The organism is Sphingopyxis sp. PET50 (assembly GCF_025244705.1).
Classification (GTDB): Bacteria; Pseudomonadota; Alphaproteobacteria; order Sphingomonadales; family Sphingomonadaceae; genus Sphingopyxis.
On record NZ_CP104207.1, the window covers coordinates 2100372 to 2116877 of the forward strand.

Annotated in this window: 16 protein-coding genes and 4 pseudogenes; 9 read left to right on the top strand and 11 right to left on the bottom strand. The window is 65.5% G+C overall.

The window, feature by feature from the left end:
• Positions 1 to 129: 129 nt before the first annotated feature.
• Entirely contained in the window at positions 130 to 663 is a 534-nt protein-coding gene (def, locus tag N0A20_RS11105; protein ID WP_260580477.1) for a peptide deformylase, read from the bottom strand.
• A 221-nt stretch (positions 664 to 884) separates the two neighbouring features.
• On the opposite strand from def, the gene N0A20_RS11110 reads away from it, so the two are divergent.
• Positions 885 to 1334: a hypothetical protein gene (locus N0A20_RS11110; RefSeq protein ID WP_260580478.1), complete on the top strand. Its 450-nt coding sequence runs from the start codon at positions 885 to 887 to the stop codon at positions 1332 to 1334.
• Here the strand turns inward: N0A20_RS11110 and recR are convergent.
• The gene (gene recR, locus N0A20_RS11115) at positions 1309 to 1905 is read right to left on the bottom strand and encodes a recombination mediator RecR (RefSeq protein ID WP_260580479.1); all 597 of its coding nucleotides are present in this window, start codon (positions 1903 to 1905) and stop codon (positions 1309 to 1311) included. The genes N0A20_RS11110 and recR overlap by 26 nt on opposite strands.
• Before the next feature lie 274 nt (positions 1906 to 2179).
• Here recR and fmt point away from each other — a divergent pair.
• From fmt to N0A20_RS11130, 3 genes and pseudogenes are all read left to right on the top strand, one after another.
• Positions 2180 to 3099, top strand: a pseudogene (gene fmt, locus N0A20_RS11120) (methionyl-tRNA formyltransferase).
• A 142-nt stretch (positions 3100 to 3241) separates the two neighbouring features.
• On the top strand, positions 3242 to 3982 hold the full coding sequence (gene truA / locus N0A20_RS11125) for a tRNA pseudouridine(38-40) synthase TruA (protein WP_260580480.1): 741 nt from the start codon (positions 3242 to 3244) through the stop codon (positions 3980 to 3982).
• A gap of 133 nt (positions 3983 to 4115) precedes the next feature.
• Positions 4116 to 4199: pseudogene (locus N0A20_RS11130) on the top strand (IS5/IS1182 family transposase); the annotation flags it as partial.
• 78 nt (positions 4200 to 4277) lie between these two features.
• Here the strand turns inward: N0A20_RS11130 and N0A20_RS11135 are convergent.
• Positions 4278 to 4418 (bottom strand): hypothetical protein, encoded by a 141-nt coding sequence (locus N0A20_RS11135; RefSeq protein ID WP_234716212.1) that lies wholly within the window; start codon positions 4416 to 4418, stop codon positions 4278 to 4280.
• On the opposite strand from N0A20_RS11135, the gene N0A20_RS11140 reads away from it, so the two are divergent.
• Positions 4360 to 5060 (top strand): IS5 family transposase gene (locus tag N0A20_RS11140; protein ID WP_260583902.1). Its coding sequence is split into 2 segments (ribosomal slippage): positions 4360 to 4636 and positions 4636 to 5060, totalling 702 coding nucleotides; the frame shifts between segments, so codons are not numbered across the junction. The two genes, N0A20_RS11135 and N0A20_RS11140, sit on opposite strands and share 59 nt — an antisense overlap.
• Before the next feature lie 13 nt (positions 5061 to 5073).
• On the opposite strand, the gene N0A20_RS11145 is transcribed toward N0A20_RS11140, so the two are convergent.
• Positions 5074 to 5604 carry a CarD family transcriptional regulator gene (locus N0A20_RS11145; RefSeq protein ID WP_260580481.1) on the bottom strand — a complete coding sequence of 177 codons (531 nt, stop codon included), beginning with the start codon at positions 5602 to 5604 and terminating at the stop codon, positions 5074 to 5076.
• Between the two features lie 313 nt (positions 5605 to 5917).
• Between N0A20_RS11145 and N0A20_RS20160 the strand changes: the two are divergent.
• Positions 5918 to 6004: pseudogene (locus tag N0A20_RS20160) on the top strand (short-chain dehydrogenase); the annotation flags it as partial.
• A gap of 94 nt (positions 6005 to 6098) precedes the next feature.
• Positions 6099 to 6737, top strand: a complete 639-nt coding sequence (locus N0A20_RS11150; RefSeq protein ID WP_312846530.1) for an SDR family NAD(P)-dependent oxidoreductase — start codon at positions 6099 to 6101, stop codon at positions 6735 to 6737.
• A 37-nt stretch (positions 6738 to 6774) separates the two neighbouring features.
• Here the strand turns inward: N0A20_RS11150 and N0A20_RS11155 are convergent, their stop codons facing one another.
• The 7 genes and pseudogenes from N0A20_RS11155 to hisG form a co-directional block, all read right to left on the bottom strand.
• Positions 6775 to 8823 carry an alpha/beta hydrolase family protein gene (locus N0A20_RS11155; protein ID WP_260580482.1) on the bottom strand — a complete coding sequence of 683 codons (2049 nt, stop codon included), beginning with the start codon at positions 8821 to 8823 and terminating at the stop codon, positions 6775 to 6777.
• Positions 8824 to 9019: 196 nt separating this feature from the next.
• Positions 9020 to 11143 (bottom strand): sodium-translocating pyrophosphatase, encoded by a 2124-nt coding sequence (locus N0A20_RS11160; protein WP_260580483.1) that lies wholly within the window; start codon positions 11141 to 11143, stop codon positions 9020 to 9022.
• A gap of 181 nt (positions 11144 to 11324) precedes the next feature.
• Positions 11325 to 12254: a thiamine-phosphate kinase gene (gene thiL, locus N0A20_RS11165; protein ID WP_260580484.1), complete on the bottom strand. Its 930-nt coding sequence runs from the start codon at positions 12252 to 12254 to the stop codon at positions 11325 to 11327.
• 297 nt (positions 12255 to 12551) lie between these two features.
• Entirely contained in the window at positions 12552 to 12998 is a 447-nt protein-coding gene (nusB, locus tag N0A20_RS11170; RefSeq protein ID WP_260580485.1) for a transcription antitermination factor NusB, read from the bottom strand.
• Between the two features lie 11 nt (positions 12999 to 13009).
• A complete protein-coding gene (locus N0A20_RS11175; protein ID WP_260580486.1) occupies positions 13010 to 13405 on the bottom strand; it encodes a hypothetical protein in 396 nt (131 codons plus the stop codon).
• A 6-nt stretch (positions 13406 to 13411) separates the two neighbouring features.
• Positions 13412 to 14704, bottom strand: a complete 1293-nt coding sequence (gene hisD / locus N0A20_RS11180) for a histidinol dehydrogenase (RefSeq protein WP_260580487.1) — start codon at positions 14702 to 14704, stop codon at positions 13412 to 13414.
• Positions 14691 to 15349 (bottom strand): annotated as a pseudogene (hisG, locus tag N0A20_RS11185) (ATP phosphoribosyltransferase). Before hisG ends, hisD begins: the two are co-directional and overlap by 14 nt.
• Before the next feature lie 39 nt (positions 15350 to 15388).
• Here hisG and N0A20_RS11190 point away from each other — a divergent pair.
• Complete coding sequence (locus tag N0A20_RS11190; protein ID WP_260580488.1) at positions 15389 to 15919, top strand: DUF2332 domain-containing protein; 531 nt, start codon at positions 15389 to 15391, stop codon at positions 15917 to 15919.
• The gene (locus N0A20_RS11195) at positions 15906 to 16472 is read left to right on the top strand and encodes a DUF2332 domain-containing protein (protein WP_260580489.1); all 567 of its coding nucleotides are present in this window, start codon (positions 15906 to 15908) and stop codon (positions 16470 to 16472) included. The genes N0A20_RS11190 and N0A20_RS11195 overlap by 14 nt, the downstream gene beginning before the upstream one ends.
• Positions 16473 to 16506: the final 34 nt, after the last annotated feature.

Sequence of the window (16506 nt, forward strand, 5' to 3'; positions counted from 1 at the left end):
GGGGTGCCCGGCGCGTCTGCGCCGCATAAGAATCTCGAAAACGTCGAGGCGGAAAAGGATTCTCTTCGCGCACAAGTGCGCGATACCCCCTCTCCAACCCCTCCCCGCAAGGGGCAGGGGCTGAGAAGATCAGGCCGCCTTGCGCAGCTTCGCGAGCTTCTTCAGCACCATCTCGCGCTTCAGCCGCGACAGATGGTCGATGAAGAGAATGCCCTCCAGGTGGTCGTGCTCGTGCTGGATGCACGTCGCCATCAGCCCGGTCATGCGCTCGCGGTGCCTGTTGCCGTCCGCGTCCTGCCAGTCGACGGTGACCTCGGCGGGCCGCGTCACATCGGCATATTGCTCGGGGACCGACAGGCAGCCCTCCTGATAGACGCTATGCTCCTCGCTCTCGTCCGAAAAAACGGGATTGATGAAAACGCGCGGGTTGCGGATGACCTTCTTGCCCTCCTCGTCCTCGGGATCGGGCTCCTGCAGGTCGATCACCAGGATGCGCTTCGGCACCCCGACCTGGATCGCGGCCAGCCCGATGCCGGGGGCGTCGTACATCGTCTCGAACATGTCGGCGATCAGCGTCTTGAGCTCGGCGTCGAAGGTCTCGACGGGCTTCGAAATGACGCGCAGCCGTGGATCGGGGGTTTCTATGATGGGTAAAAGGGCCATGGGTGCGAGGTATGGTCACCGATGACTTGGGTCAAGGGGCTACTAGGAGTAAAGCGCGACCGAGCCTATGGTCCAGCCCATGCGTCACGCTCTTGTCCCCCTGCTCACCCTGTCCTTTGTAATGTTAAGCGCATGCGGCGCACCCAACGCTCCCGAGAAGAAGACCACGCTCAGCCGCCAAACCCGAACCCGGTTCCGGGGCCTATCGCAATGCCTATGACTTGCTGGCCGCAAAATCACCCAAAGTTCCTGAATTCGAAGAAGCCTTCTACGACCTCGACAATGATGGCCGAATGGAACGGATCATCTATGTGATCGACTCCTGCAATTGCGGAACCGGTGGGTGCGGATTGATGGTGTTAACGCCGATCGGAGATAAATTCGAACTTGTCGGCGACATTTCTCTCGGCTGGCCGCCCATCGAAGTTCTCGAAACGACGCATAACGGCTGGCACGACCTCAGCGTTCATATTTCAGGCGGCGGGGCGATGCCGCATCGTGCCGCCTTGCCCTTCGACGGAAAGGGTTACCCGAGCAATGCCAGTATGCCGCCAGCTTATCCTAACAATGATCAACCGGGGACGACGCTATTCGAAACAGACATTTTCAATAAACGTGACGTCCGTTTCTGCGTTACGGGAGATATCACCCCACCGGCCGTCGCGCCCTGAGCGCCTGCGCCAGCGTCCCCTCGTCGAGATAGTCGAGTTCGCCCCCCACGGGCAAACCATGCGCCAGCTGCGTCAGCCGCACCGGATAGCCCTCCAGCCGCTCGGCGAGATAATGCGCCGTCGTCTGCCCTTCCAGCGTCGCGTTCATCGCGAGCACCACCTCGTCGATGCCGCCCGCCGCGACGCGTGCGACGAGGGCGTCGATGCTGAGATCCTGTGGACGCACGCCTTCGAGCGCCGACAGCCGTCCGCCGAGGACATGATATTTGCCGGGGAAGAGCCGCGACTTGTCGAGTGCCCACAGGTCCGACACCTCCTCGACGACGCACAGGCTGCGGGCGTCGCGGCGCGGGTCGGCGCAGATCGCGCACGGGTCCCGCGTATCGACATTGCCGCAAATGCCGCAGGTGACGAGCCGTTCGGACACCGTCTGCAGCGCCGCGAGCAACGGCGCGAAGCTGCTCTCGCGCTTCTTCATCAGGTGCAGCACCGCCCGCCGCGCCGACCGCGGACCGAGGCCGGGGAGCCGCGCGAGTTGCTGGACGAGTGCTTCGATTTCGGTGGACGCCATGGGGTGGTGGTAGTGAGTGTGCAATCGGTGCACAATATCCCTCCCTCGTCACCCCGGATCAAGTCGGTGGTTATTCCTTTCCGACAAGTAGGTGTTCCCCGGCGAAAGCCGGGGTCCAGATGGGGCAGCGCCATTCCTCGTGGACCCCGGCTTTCGCCGGGGAACAGGGTCGCTCCTTGTTCCAAGGGTATAAACCCCGGATCAAGTCCGGGGTGACGAAAGTGGGAAGCGTCGGTCTTGCGCCGCGCCACATCCTCCGCCAAAGCGCGCAGCCATGCGTATCGCCTTCATGGGAACGCCGCCCTTTGCGGTGCCGACGCTCGCCGCGCTTCATGCCGCGGGGCACGAGATCGCGGCCGTCTACACCCAGCCCCCCGCCCCGCGCAGCGCGGCAAGAAGCTGCAGCAAAGCGCCGTCCACAATTGGGCCGAAGACCATGACCTGCCCGTCCGCACGCCAGGGAGCCTCAAGGGCACCGACGAACAGGCCGCTTTCGCCGCGCTCGACCTCGATGTCGCGGTGGTCGCGGCGTACGGCCTGATCCTGCCGCAAGCGGTACTCGACGCGCCACGCGAGGGCTGCCTCAACGTCCATGGTTCGATCCTGCCGCGCTGGCGCGGCGCGGCGCCGGTGCAGCGCGCGATCCTGGCGGGGGATGTGGAGACGGGCGTGACGATCATGCAGATGGACGCGGGGCTCGACACCGGCGCGATGCGGCTGGTCGAACGCACCCCAGTCGCGGGCAAGAGTGCCGGGATGCTGACCGACGAACTCGCCGAAATGGGCGCGCTGATGATGGTCAGGGTGCTGAGCGACCTCCACGCCTTCGCGCCGCACGCCCAGCCCGACGAGGGCGTCACTTACGCGGCCAAGATCGACAAGAGCGAGGCACGCCTCGACTTCCTGACCAGCGCGGTGCAGGTCGAACGCCAGATCCGCGCCTTCAACCCGATGCCCGGCGCCTTCTTCGAACTCGACGGCGAACGCTATAAATTGCTCGCCGCCGAGGTCGTTCCTCCCGCCGACACCGTCGCCGGCGCCAAGCCCGGCGTCACGCTCGACGATGCCCTGACCATCGCCTGCAACCCCGGCGCGATCCGCGCGACGCGCGTCCAGCGCGCGGGCAAGCCCGCGATGGACGCCGCCGAACTGCTGCGCGGGCGGGCGATACCAAAGGGCACGCGCCTCGCCTGACTTCCGTTCGTGTCGAGCCCTTCGACTGCCTTGCAGGCGCTCAGGATAAACTTCGGCCCTTGGCCGAAGTCGAGACACCCGAAGTTGCGCGAGGCCTACCGGCATCTCGACTTCGCTCGATGCGAACGGCTAAGGGGCGGCGATGACAAGATTTGCCCTGACCATCGAATATGACGGCCGTCCCTATATGGGCTGGCAGCGGCAGGCGCACGGGCCGAGCGTGCAGCAGACGATCGAGGAAGCGGTCACGCGCATTACCGGCGAGGAAGCGGCGGTGTTCAGCGCCGGGCGCACCGACGCCGGGGTCCATGCCATCGCGATGCGCGGCCATGTCGATATCGAAAAGCCGCTGACGCCCTTCCGCCTGATGGAGGCGATCAACGCGCAGCTCCGTCCCGCCCCGATCGCGATCATCGCGTGCGAAGAGGTGAGCGACGACTGGCATTCGCGCTTCGCCTGCATCGGGCGCCGCTATGAGTATCGCATCGTCAACCGCCGCGCGCCGCTGACCTGGGACAAGGGGCTGGCCTGGCAATTCGCCCGCCCGCTCGATGCCGGCGCGATGCACGACGCGGCGCAACTGCTCCTCGGCCTTCATGACTTCACCACCTTCCGCTCGGTCAACTGCCAGTCGCAGAGCCCGGTGAAGACCCTCGATAAGCTGACCGTCAGCCGCCATGGGGAGGAAATCATCGTCGAGGCCGCCGCGCGCAGCTTCCTGCATCATCAGGTGCGGTCGATGGTCGGCTGTCTCGCGCTGGTCGGCGAGGGCAAATGGTCGGCGCGCGACCTGAAGGCGGCGCTCGACGCCGCGGACCGGCAGGCACTGGGGCTGAACGCGCCGCCGGACGGGCTGTATTTCGTGAGCGCACGATATCCCTGACGGGATCGGACCCGAAAACCGGAGGCGGATGTTCGTTTCGGGGTGGCTCAAAGACATTCCCCTCCCTTTTAGGGAGGGGTTAGGGGTGGGTAGCGAGCGCAGCGAGCAAGAAGGAAGAGCGCCGCCTTCGGGCCGCATCGCCACCCGATACGACAAGCTCGCCGCCAACTTCCTCGGCTTCGTCAAACTCGCCAGCATCATGCTGTGGCTCAAATGATTAAATCGTCACCACAACCTAGGGTTAAAACCCAATCATCCTCTTGAAATTGCTTGTATGTATTGATTCAAAGGGCCTTCACCGCAGCGGGAGGCCCTTCACGATGTCGCGTTCTTTATTCTGGTTGTCGGACGAAGCTTGGCTGGCGATCGAGCCGTACTTGCCCCGGAACCAGCCTGGTGCGCGACGGGTCGATGACCGGCGGGTGATTTCGGGCATCCTTCATGTACTGAAATCCGGCTGCCGGTGGTGCGACTGTCCGGCAGACGATGGACCATCGACGACGGTCTACAACCGCTTCAACCGCTGGTCGCGGCGGGGGTTCTGGACGAAGTTGCTCGATGCCTTGGCAGGGGCGGGTGCGGTGACGAAGAGCACGGCGATCGATAGCACCTACATCAAAGCCCAGCGCTCGGCCTTTGGTGGAAAAGGGGGCGCCAGACGCAGGCGATCGGTCGTTCTCGCGGCGGCTGGACAACCAAGATCCATGCCCTGACCGACGTTCTCGGCCGCCCCTATGCCCTTATGCTGACGGCGGGCAATGTCAGCGATGTGAAGGCTGCACCGGCACTGCTCGAACGCGCCGGACCGATGCGCTACCTGCTCGGCGACAAGGGCTACGACGCAAACCGGCTGCGGACGTCCTTGCGCGAGAATGGCACCAGCCCCGTCATTCCGGGTCGCCGCAACCGCAAGCGAGCCATCCGATACGATCAGCACCGCTACCGTAGCCGGCACCTCATCGAAAATGCCTTCTGCCGGATCAAAGACTTCCGTCGGATCGCCACACGCTACGACAAGCTCGCGGCCAACTTCCTGTCAGCCGTCGCGCTGGTCACTACCTTGGCCTTCTGGCTCTGAATGAGTCTCAGCCCTAGCTCACTTTCTCCACATAATATTTCGGCGCATGCTCGTTCAGGATCTGCAGGATCTTCGCCTGCGCCGTCTTTTCGTCGCTTTCCTCCATCGCGCCCAGTTCGCGCGCGAGGCGGCTCGAGGCGGCTTCGAAGATCTGGCGTTCCGAATAGCTCTGCTCGGGCTGGTCGTCGGCGCGGAACAGGTCGCGGGTCACTTCGGCGATCGACACCAGGTCGCCCGAATTGATCTTCGCTTCATATTCCTGCGCGCGGCGCGACCACATGGTGCGCTTGACCTTCGGCTTGGTGGTCAGCACCTGCAGCGCTTCCTTCAGCGTCTTGTCGGACGACAGCTTGCGCATGCCCACGCCCTCGGCCTTGTTGGTCGGGACGCGCAGGGTCATTTTTTCCTTTTCGAAGCGCAGGACATAAAGTTCGAGCTGCATGCCGGCGATTTCCGACTTCTGCAGCTCGATGACGCGCCCCACGCCATGCTTGGGATAAACGACATAGTCACCGACTTCGAAGAGGAGGGTGTTTGCGGACATGCAATTTCCTTTCTGTGCCTTGCCGGGACAGGAAAGCGCGTCAAAGCCAGTGCATCCGGCCCTCCCTCTGGAGGTGGATCGAAGCATTTCGGCGGCGCTAGCCAGTCAGAGTGGCAAGGGATATGGCTCCATCGGAAACGCCGAATGTGCCCCAGCCCAGCGACGGGAAGAGGCAGAATGTCGGCGTGTTGATATATATTATAACAGAGTCGCAATAAAATTGCCACCCCTTGGCGGAAATGCGGGAGTGAGCGCCTTGACGGCCCTTTTGAACCGTTTCAGGCTGCAACGGAATCATATGTGGGAGAGCGGAATGCAGGATCAAGTCTGGTGGGTGACGGGCGCCTCCTCGGGCATCGGCGCAGCGCTGGCGCGGGCGCTCGCGGCGCGCGGCGCGCGGCTGATCCTGTCGGGCCGCAATGTCGCCGCTCTCGAAGCCGTGGCGAAGGATTGCGGGCCCGGCACGATGATCCTGCCCTTCGAGGCAACCGATTATGCCGTGCTGCTCGGCGATGGCCGAGGAGGCGTGGAACTGGTGCGGACGCATCGACGGCCTTGTCAACAATGCCGGCATCTCGCAGCGCAGCCTGGCGATCGAGACCGATTTTTCGGTCTATCGGAAAATCGTCGATGTCGACCTGCTCGCCCCCATCGCCCTCACCCAGCAGCTTTTGCCGCGCATGGTCGCGGCGGGCGGCGGACAGATCGTCGCCATCTCGAGCGTCGCGGGGATCGCCGGCGTGCCGCTGCGCAGCGCCTATTGTGCCGCCAAGCACGGGCTGATCGGCTACCACGACAGCATCCGCGCCGAAAATGAGCATCTGGGCCTGAAAGTCCTCGTCGTCGCGCCCGGATCGATCGCGACCAATGTCAGCCGCAACGCGCTGAGCGCCGACGGCAGCGTGCGGGGGGCAAGCGACAAGGCGATCGACAATGGCCTGTCGCCCGATTTCGCGGCGGCGCAGATTTTGGACGCCGTCGCGGCGGGAACGCGCGAACTCGTGGTCGCCGAGGGCGCCGAAGCCGCCATCCCCGCGCTGCGCCGCGGCGATCCCGACGCGCTGTTCGACCGGATGAGCGCGATGGTCCAGGCAGGCTATGCCACGCAAATGAAAGCGGGCCGCGAGGGATAGCCCCCGCGGCCCGCCATCTCGCCCCTGGGCGAAGCGCTTATTTCGTATCGACCGTGACGACCACCGGCACCGGCTTGTCGGGGTCGCTGTCGATATAGGCGGGGTTGAACCGCTCGAGCCACTTTTCGGTCTCGACCAGCCATTCGGTATGCACATCCTCATAAGGCAGGTTGTGCGTGCCCTTCGGCTGTTCGACATAACGGAAATCGACGCCTTCCTTCTTGCCCGATCCCTTGAGGCGCGACACCAGAGTGCGCGATTGTTCGATCGGAATACGCGCATCGCGCAAACCCGCGACGATCAGGATCGGCGCCCATTTTCCATCGGTGTTGCGCGCCGAGGAGATCGAGATCAGGTCGGCGGCAGTTGCCTGGAAATTGGCGCCGAAGCTGCCGAAGGTGTTGGTGTCGTATGACTTCATCATCGGGAAGTCATAGACGCCCGCACCGGCGATCGCGCATTTCCACAGATTGCCGTCGCGCTGCGCCCCGCGTGCGGTCGCATAGCCGCCATAGGACCATCCCATGATGCACGCGCGCTTGGGATCGATCAGGCCCTGCCCAGCAAACCAGGTGACCGCATCGTTGAGGTCGTCCTGCATCCGGTTGCCATAGCCGTCGGGCTTGCGCCCTTCCTTGACGAACTCCTTTCCGTAGCCGCCGGAGCCGCGATAATTGGGCTGGATGACGACATAGCCGAGTTCGGCGACCGCCTGGTGCCAGGGGAAGAAGCCGAAGCCTTCCTCGTCCCGGATGCCATAGGGGCCGCCATGCGGCATCACCACGACGGGCAGGTTCTTGCGCTCCTTGCGGTGGCGCGGATAGGTGACGACCGCCTCGATCTCCATGCCGTCCGACGCCTTGTAGCGGACGGTGTCGGTGGGGTTCATCTTGGCACCCTGCAGGATCGGGTGGACCCAGCCGAGAAGCTGCATCTTGCCGCTTTCGGTGTCGTACAGATAATAGCCGCCCGGATCGCTCGTTTCGCCGACGCGGACGATCAGCTTGGTGTCGCCGTCATTGGTCGACGTGATCATCGCATTGCCTTCGCCGAAATCTTCGTCGAAGAATTTCTGGACCTGTGCCAGGCGCGGATCCATCCACTTGCGGCGTTCCTTGTCGGTCGTGAAGGCGACGCCCAGCATGTCGTTTTCCGTCTCGTTGGCGACAAGGCCATCGACGTCATAGCGACTGAGCTGGAAAATCGGCGCGCCGACGATTTCCATCGTCTTCATGTTGACCTTGTAGACGCGGCGCAGATTGTCCTTGTTGCTCGTCGCATAGGCCATGTCGGGTTCGTCGAGGAAAATCTCGGGCACGATCTGCGACTGGGTGAAGGTCGGGTCCTTGGCGTTCGACACGGTCTTCAGCGTGCCGCTGGCGTCCGAACGGTACATCAGCCGCTGGTTGCCCTTGTCGTCCTGGCCCAGCCCGCCGCGAATGACGCCCTTGCCGTCGACCAGCCAGGTGCTGACTTCGACATTGGGGCGCTGCACCGACTTGTATTTGCCCGTGCGCACATCGACTTCGATGACTTCTGGCCCCGGCGAGAAGCTGCCGTCCTTGAACACGCTGCGCTGGATCAGCATCGTCTCCTTTTCGTCGTTGACGTACAGGATCGTGCCGCCGTCGCCACCGGCGTCGGTCCAGGCGATCGGCGTCAACTTGCCGCTTTCGAGATCATAGGCGGCGAGTCGGCGGAGGTCCGACCGCTGGCCGAAGATATTTTCGCGCGACAGCAAAGTGACGATCAGCGTGCGGTTGCCGACCCAGCGCCAGCCGCCCATGGTGCGGTCGCCCGCCTCGCGATATTCCTCGGCCTTAGCGATCATCGTCGGCGCGCTGCCCGGCTTGGTGAGGTCGATATAACCCAGATTGTCGATGCCATCGCGGCTCATCATCACCGCGATCTTCGTGCCGTCGGGCGACAGGCGCGGGTCGCGCATGAACGGCCTTTTGCCGAACACGGCGGTATCGACGCGCCCCTTTTGCGCCGTCACGACGATATCGCTCGCCTGCGCGGCCGCAGCCACCGGCCAGCCCATCGCCGACGCCAGCAAAGCTGCGGCAAACATCTTCTTGATCATCCTCGTCTCCGTTCTCGCGCCCTGACGAACGGCGCAACCCACTGGCATCCGGACCGATTGCCCGCACCTTCCCTCTGCCGCCGCAGCCTAGAAAGGCGGCAGGCCGATGGCAACCGGGATAAGTTGAAATTGAAACCAAAAGGCCCCGCCGGATTGCTCCGGCGGGGCCCTTCGTCGCCCGCGAGGGCGGTGCGGCTTACGCCGCGCCGTGCGCCAGCGCCGCAAGGAGCAGGATCGCCACGATGTTGGTGATCTTGATCATCGGGTTGACCGCCGGACCCGCGGTATCCTTGTACGGATCGCCGACGGTGTCGCCGGTGACGGCCGCCTTGTGCGCCTCGCTGCCCTTGCCGCCGTGATTGCCGTCCTCGATATACTTCTTGGCATTGTCCCAGGCGCCGCCGCCCGAGGTCATCGAGATGGCGACGAACAGCCCGCCGACGATCACGCCGAGCAGCAGCGCACCGAGCGCCTCCAGCGCTTCGGCTAGCCCCGCCACCCACAGGATGACGAAATAGACGGCGATCGGCGCCAGCACCGGCAGCAGGCTGGGCACGATCATCTCCTTGATCGCCGCCTTGGTGACGAGGTCGACGGTGCGGGCATAGTCGGGGCGGCTGGTGCCGTCCATGATGCCCTTGTTGGTCGCGAACTGGTCGCGCACGTCCTTCACCACGTCGCCCGCCGCCTTGCCGACCGCGGTCATGCCAAGCGCCCCGAAGAGGTAGGGCAGCAGCGCGCCGAGCAGCAGCCCGACGATGACATAGGGCGACGAGAGCGAGAAGGTCAGCGGCGCGTCGAGCCCGAGCTTCGCCGAATATTCGGTGATGTCGGCGGTATAGGTGCCAAACAGCACCAGCGCCGCCAGACCCGCCGAGCCGATGGCATAGCCCTTGGTCACCGCCTTGGTCGTGTTGCCCACGGCGTCGAGCAGGTCGGTCTTTTCGCGCACGCTGTCGTCGAGGCCCGCCATTTCGGCGATGCCGCCGGCGTTGTCGGTGACCGGACCATAAGCGTCGAGCGCGACGACCATGCCCGCCAGCGCCAGCATCGCGGTGGCGCCAAAAGCGATGCCGATGATGCCCGCGAGTTGATAGGCGATGATGATGCCCGCGCAGATGACGAGAGTCGGCAGCGCGGTCGATTCGAGGCTGATCGCCAGACCCTGGATCACGTTGGTGCCATGGCCCGTTTCCGAAGCCTTCGCGATGCTGCGCACCGGGCGATAGTTGGTGCCGGTGTAATATTCGGTGATCCAGATGATCAGCCCGGTGATCACGAGACCGAGCAGCGAGCAGTAGAAGAGGTCCCAACCGTTGAAGGCCTTTCCTCCCAGTTCGGCGATTGTCGCAGTCAAGTCGCCGAGCGCATATTGGGTCGAGAACCAGATCGCCGGGATCGACAGGATCGCGGTGACGAGGAAGCCCTTGTACATCGCGCCCATCACATTGTTCGACGAGCCGAGGCGGACGAAATAGGTGCCGATGATCGAGGTGATGATGCACACGCCGCCGATCAGCAGCGGCAGGCTCATCAGCGGAACGAGCAGCGCGCCCGTACCCTTCAGCAGCAGCGCGATCAGCACCATGGTGGCGCCGACGGTGACGACATAGGTTTCGAAGAGGTCGGCGGCCATGCCGGCGCAGTCGCCGACGTTGTCGCCCACATTGTCGGCGATCACCGCGGGGTTGCGCGGATCGTCCTCGGGAATGCCCGCCTCGACCTTGCCGACCAGGTCGGCGCCGACGTCGGCGGCCTTGGTGAAGATGCCGCCGCCGAGACGCGCGAAGATCGAGATCAGCGAGGCGCCGAAGGCGAGCGCGACGAGCGCGTCGACCACGGTGCGATCGTCGCCGCCGACGGTGTAGCCGCCGGGTCCGGTCAGATACCAGAAGAAGACCGCGATCGCGAGCAAGGCCAAGCCCGCCACCAGCATGCCGGTGATCGCGCCGGCGCGGAACGCCATGGTCAGGCCCGCCTGCAGGCCCGTCTGCGCCGCCGCCGCGGTACGGACGTTCGCTTTCACCGAGATGTTCATGCCGACGAAGCCCGCGACGCCCGACAGGATGGCGCCGATCAGGAAGCCCACGGCCGAAACCTCGCCGAGAAACCACCACACGAGGATGGCGACGACGACGCCGACGATGGCGATGGTGCGATATTGGCGGCCCAGATAGGCCTTGGCGCCTTCCTGGATGGCGCCGGCGATTTCCTGCATCTTCGCGTTACCGGCCGAGGCGCCGAGCACCTGCCGGGAGGTAACGAAGCCATAGAGCACGGCCAGCAGGCCGCACGCTATCGCGATCAAAACCGGATTCATGCGTGTCTGTTCCTTCCCCATTGAGAAGGGCGACGCGAAGGATAACAGTCGAACGTCCGACTTATTGATGCCGGTTCGCTCTCTCCCCTGATGCGACCGCCCCAAATTGGACGCCGCGTTATGGGAAGAAAGAAAGACCGGCGCAACCCCGCTTATTCGGCAATTTCCGGTCGGTTTCGGGTCAGTGCATGAAACCGAGACGCGGCGGCAGCGCGATGCGCTGCGCCCGGTGAGTGAGCTGGATTCCCGCGCCCACCCCGGCATGGCCGATCGGCGTCACCGCGACGTTCAGCCCCGCCGAAATCTCGCGGATCGCCGCCGAGGCGCCGGGGTCCGCGGTGAACAGCAGCTGATAATCGTCGCCCGCCGTCGCCGCCGCGAGCCGCGTGTCGAGTATGTCGGGCCGCACCGCGAGCAGCGCCGCCGACAGCGGGATCGATTCGAGCATGATACCGATCTCGCACCCGCTCGCGTCCGCCATGCGCTGCGCATCGATCAGCAGCCCGTCGGAAACGTCCATCATCGCATGGACATGGCGTACCACCGCCTGCCCAAAGGTCAGTTGCGGCTGCGGCCGGCGATAGGCGGCGAGGCAGGTCTCGTTCGGCTCGACCTGCCCCAGCCGCATCGCGAGTCCCAGCCCGGCATTGCCGATGCTGCCCGTCACCCAGATCTGGTCGCCCGGCTTCGCGCCGCTGCGCGACGGCGCCCCGCCTTCGGGCGCCCGGCCGATCGCGGTCAGCCCGAAGCTGCGCGGCGCCCCCTCGGGCGCGCGCACCGTATCGCCTCCGAGCAGCAGGATGCCGAACCGCCGCAGCGCGAGGTCGAGCCCATCGGCGAACGCCGCGTCCCAGGCATCGTCACCAAGGCTGTAGCCCAAGAGGATGCCGATGGGCGCCGCGCCCTTGGCGGCAAGGTCGGACAGGTTCACCGCGACGAGCTTCCATGCGACGTCCTGCGGCGTGTCGTCGGGCAGGAAGTGAATGCCCTCAACGATCATGTCGTGGGTGAGGACGAGGCCTTCCCATTCGGCCGCATCATCGGCGAGCCCACGCGCGGCGGGGTCGGTCGCAAGGCTGCGCAGGCGGGCGATGAAATCGGCTTCGGACATGACACCTGATTAGCGCCAATTAACGTAATACGACAATTCTTCGGCAGGATAGCGAACGGGATGGCGATTGTCCCGTTGAGAAAGCCGGGGTCCAGATGGCATGGCGCCACCTGTCATGGACCCCGGCTTTCGCCGGGGAACTGTTACCTGCCCGAAGGCGATAATCGCCGAACGGAATTAGCGGTATCCGATAGCTGTGTCCCCGCGAAGGCGGGGACCCATCACCGGGCGGCTCGAACTGGCACCATCGGGTGATGGGCCCCCGCCTTCGCGGGGGAATACGCTCCTTATGTGTGCCTACTTCCGCACATCCTTGCCGATCGCGTCGAGCAAGCCGTTGGCGAAGCCCGCCTCGCGCGCGTCGAAGAACGCCTTGGCCACATCGACATATTCGCTGACCACCGCCCCCACCGGCACGTCGCCGCGCGCGATCAGTTCGTAGGCGCCAGCGCGCAGGATCGCCTTCATCGTGCGGTCGAGCCGCTCCATCGGCCAGCCGCTCGCGAGCCGCGCGACGATCGCCGCGTCGATTTCGGGCAGCCGCGCCAGCGCACCCTTCACCACATCGTCGAAAAAGGCGACATCGGCGTCGGCATATTCGGCGTCCTCGATCGTCGCGCCGATGCGGTGCTGGTGGAATTCATGGATCAGCTGCGCGACCGGGGTCGCCTCCATCTCGTGCTGATAGAGCGCCTGCACGGCGGCAAGCCGGGCGGCGGAGCGGGATTGGGCGCGTTTGTTCATCATTCTGTCTTTCAGTCTCTCGGCCAGCACCGCAGCGGCGCCGTCCTGGCCAACGCGATCGACTCTTCGTCGGCTGGCTGGAAATCAATCACATGCTCGGGCCCGAACGGGATTTCCGTTCCAACCCAGAATTCATCATTCGCGCCGATAGCATCGGGCTCGTTGTCGAGCAGCCCGAAATAGCGGCCGCGTTCGACCTCTCTCACGATAACCCACATGCGCTCGACCGACACGGGATGATCGGCATCGTCGACCGAGATTTCGAAGATCAGCTTGGCATAGTCACCGATGTGCAGGCCAGTCCTCGTCGGCTCGTCAGGTATCCAGAATGAGGCCGGCGCGCTTTCGTGGGCCTCGACCCCGGAACGCAGCGCCCATCCTTCGATGTCGAAGTCAGGCTGGCGCATCGCGGCCTATCCCAGTCGGTTCTGAACGCTGAGCGCGTGGGCGGGCAGCCCTTCTGCGCCCGCGAGCGCGACGGCGGCGGGGCCTATAGCGCCCAGCGCCGATTCGTCCAGTGCGAGGAAGCTCGTGCGCTTCATGAAGTCCGTCACCGACAGCCCGCTCGAAAAGCGCGCACGGCGCCCGGTCGGCAGGACATGGTTCGGCCCCGCGACATAATCGCCGATCGCTTCGGGCGTCAGCCGCCCCAAGAACACCGAACCGGCGTGGCGGACCCTGGCGAACAGCGCATCGGCGACATCGGCGTCGACCGCGAGTTCGAGATGCTCGGGCGCCAGCCGGTCGCACAAGGGAATGGCGTCGGCCAGAGCGGAAACGACGATCACCGCGCCATTGTCGGCCCAGCTCACCTCCATCGTGCGCGCGGTCGCCAGCGTCGGGATGACCCCGGCCACCGCCGCCGAGACCGCATCGGCGAAGGCGGAATCGTCGGTGAACAGGATCGACTGGCTCGTCGGGTCATGTTCGGCCTGGCTCAGGAGGTCGGCGGCGATCACGTGCGGCGCGTTGCGGTTGTCCGCGACGACAACGATCTCGCTCGGCCCCGCGACCATGTCGATGCCGACGACACCGTAAAGCTGCCGCTTCGCCTCGGCGACCCAGGCGTTGCCGGGGCCGGTGACGACATCGACCGGCGCGATGCGCGCCGTGCCATGGGCCAGCGCCGCGACCGCCTGCGCGCCGCCGACGCGCCAGATTTCGTCGACCCCGCCGATATGCGCGGCGGCCATCACCACCGGATTGACCTCGCCGCCCGGCGTCGGGGTCGTCATGACGATGCGTTCCACCCCCGCGACCTTCGCCGGAATGATGTTCATCAGCACCGACGAGGGATAGGCGGCGCGCCCGCCGGGCACATAGACCCCCGCCGCGTCGACCGCATTCCAGCGCGCGCCGAGCCGCGCGCCGGTCGCATCGCGATAGTCGCGGTCCTCGGGCAGTTGCGCCGCATGATAGGCGCGGATGCGTTCCGCCGCGAGATCGAGCGCATGACGCAGTTCGGGCGCCAGCGCGTCATAGGCCGCGGCGCATTCCTCCCTCGAAATGCTCCAGCCGCTGGCATCGAGATCGAAACGGTCGAAGCGCGCGGTATAGTCGGCGAGCGCCGCGTCGCCCTCTGCCTTCACCCGCGCGACGATCGTCGCGACGTCGGCCGACACATCGGATGCGCTCTCGCGCCGGTCGTTCACCAGCGCATCGAACGCGACCGCGAAGCCGGGATCGGAGGCATCAAGCCGCCGCATCGCCCACCGCCTGACGGAAGCGTTCGACCAGCGCCGGGACTTCGGCCGAGCGCAGCTTGAATGCGGCGCGGTTGACGATCAGCCGCGCCGACACCTCGCTGATCACCGTCTGCTCGGCGAGCGCATTTTCGACCAGCGTCCGCCCGGTCGACACCAGATCGACGATGTGCGAGGCGAGACCCAGCTTCGGCGCGATCTCCATCGCGCCGTTGAGCTTGATGCATTCGGCCTGAATGCCCTGCGCGGCGAACCAGCGCCGCGTCGTCGCGGGATATTTGGTCGCGACGCGGATATGGCTTTCGCCCAGCCCCGGCGGCGCGCTGCCCGCTGCGGCCCCGCGAGCGACAGGCGGCAATGGCCGATGCCGAGGTCGACCGGCGCATACAGCTCCGAATAGTCGAACTCGTCGATCACGTCCGATCCGACGATACCGAGCTGCGCCGCACCATGCGCGACGAAGGTCGCGACGTCGAACGCCCGCACGCGGATCAGCGACACATGCGGCTGGTTGGTCCCGAATATCAGGGCGCGGCTCTTCGGATCGAAGAAATCGCCCGCGGGCTCGATGCCGACGCGCGCGAGCAAGGGCAGCGCCTCGTCGAGGATGCGTCCCTTGGGGATGGCAAAGATGATCGGTTCGGGCATAAGCGCGCCAGCCCATAAGCGGCGACGGGAGAAAGGGCAATGAGCGAGCGTTACCGGCCAATCGAACTCGGCGACACCGGCGCCGATGCGGTGCGCGCGGCCTTTTACAACCAGGTGCTGTATTGCCGCGCCAACGACGCCCCCGTCACCGCGCGGATCGTCGCCGCGCTCGCCACATTGCTCGATGCCCCCGCCACCGGTTTCGCCCGCCGGATCGCCGAATGGCCGGGCGCTCCCCTCGCCGACGCGCTGCCGCTTCGCGCCGCCGGGGGCCTCCACGCCCTGCACCTGGCGGGCGTCGCGCACGAACTCGCGCCTATCTATGCCGATGCCGACGGGATCAACGACACCGCGATCGTCGCGGGCGTGGTCCGGCGCCACGAGGCGACGCTGCTCCCCTGGCTCGACGGCCCGCCGCAGACCAACGAGGCGGGGCGCTCGTCGAGCTTCATCGCCGCGATGCTGTGGCTGACCGAACAGGGCCTGCCACCGCAGTTCCAATGCCTCGAAATCGGATCGAGCGCCGGGATCAACCTGATGCTCGCGCGCTATCATTATGATCTGGCCTAGCGTGCAGGTCGGACCACAGCCGGGCGTGATGACCTTTGCCCCCGAATGGCGCGGCAACCATCCGCCGCAGCATCATATCGACATCATCGGCACCAGGGGCTGCGACGTCGCCCCCGTCGACCTGACCGATCCGGCGCAGGCGCTGCGCCTGAAAGCCTATATCTGGCCCGAACATCGCGTGCGTTTCGAGCGCATGGAGGCCGCGATCGCCGCCGCGACCGAGCAAAGACCCGACATCGTCCCCATGAGCGCGGCCGATTTCGTCGAGGCCGAACTGGCGAAGCCGCAGGCGGTGGGCACGACAAGGCTGCTGATGCATTCGATCGTCTGGCAATATGTGCCCGCCGACCAGCAGGCGCGCGTCACCGCCGCGATGGAAGCCGCCGGCGCGCGCGCGGCGCCGGAGCGCCCCCTCGCCTGGGTCGCGCTCGAAGCGAACCGGACGCTGCATCATCACGAACTGGTGGTGCGATACTGGCCCGGCGGCGGCGAACCGCACATGCTGGGGCGTGCGCACGCCCATGGGGCGTGGGTCGAATGGATGGCCGGGTAAGCGCGTTCGGGCCGCAGGCTGTAGTCGCATTCCG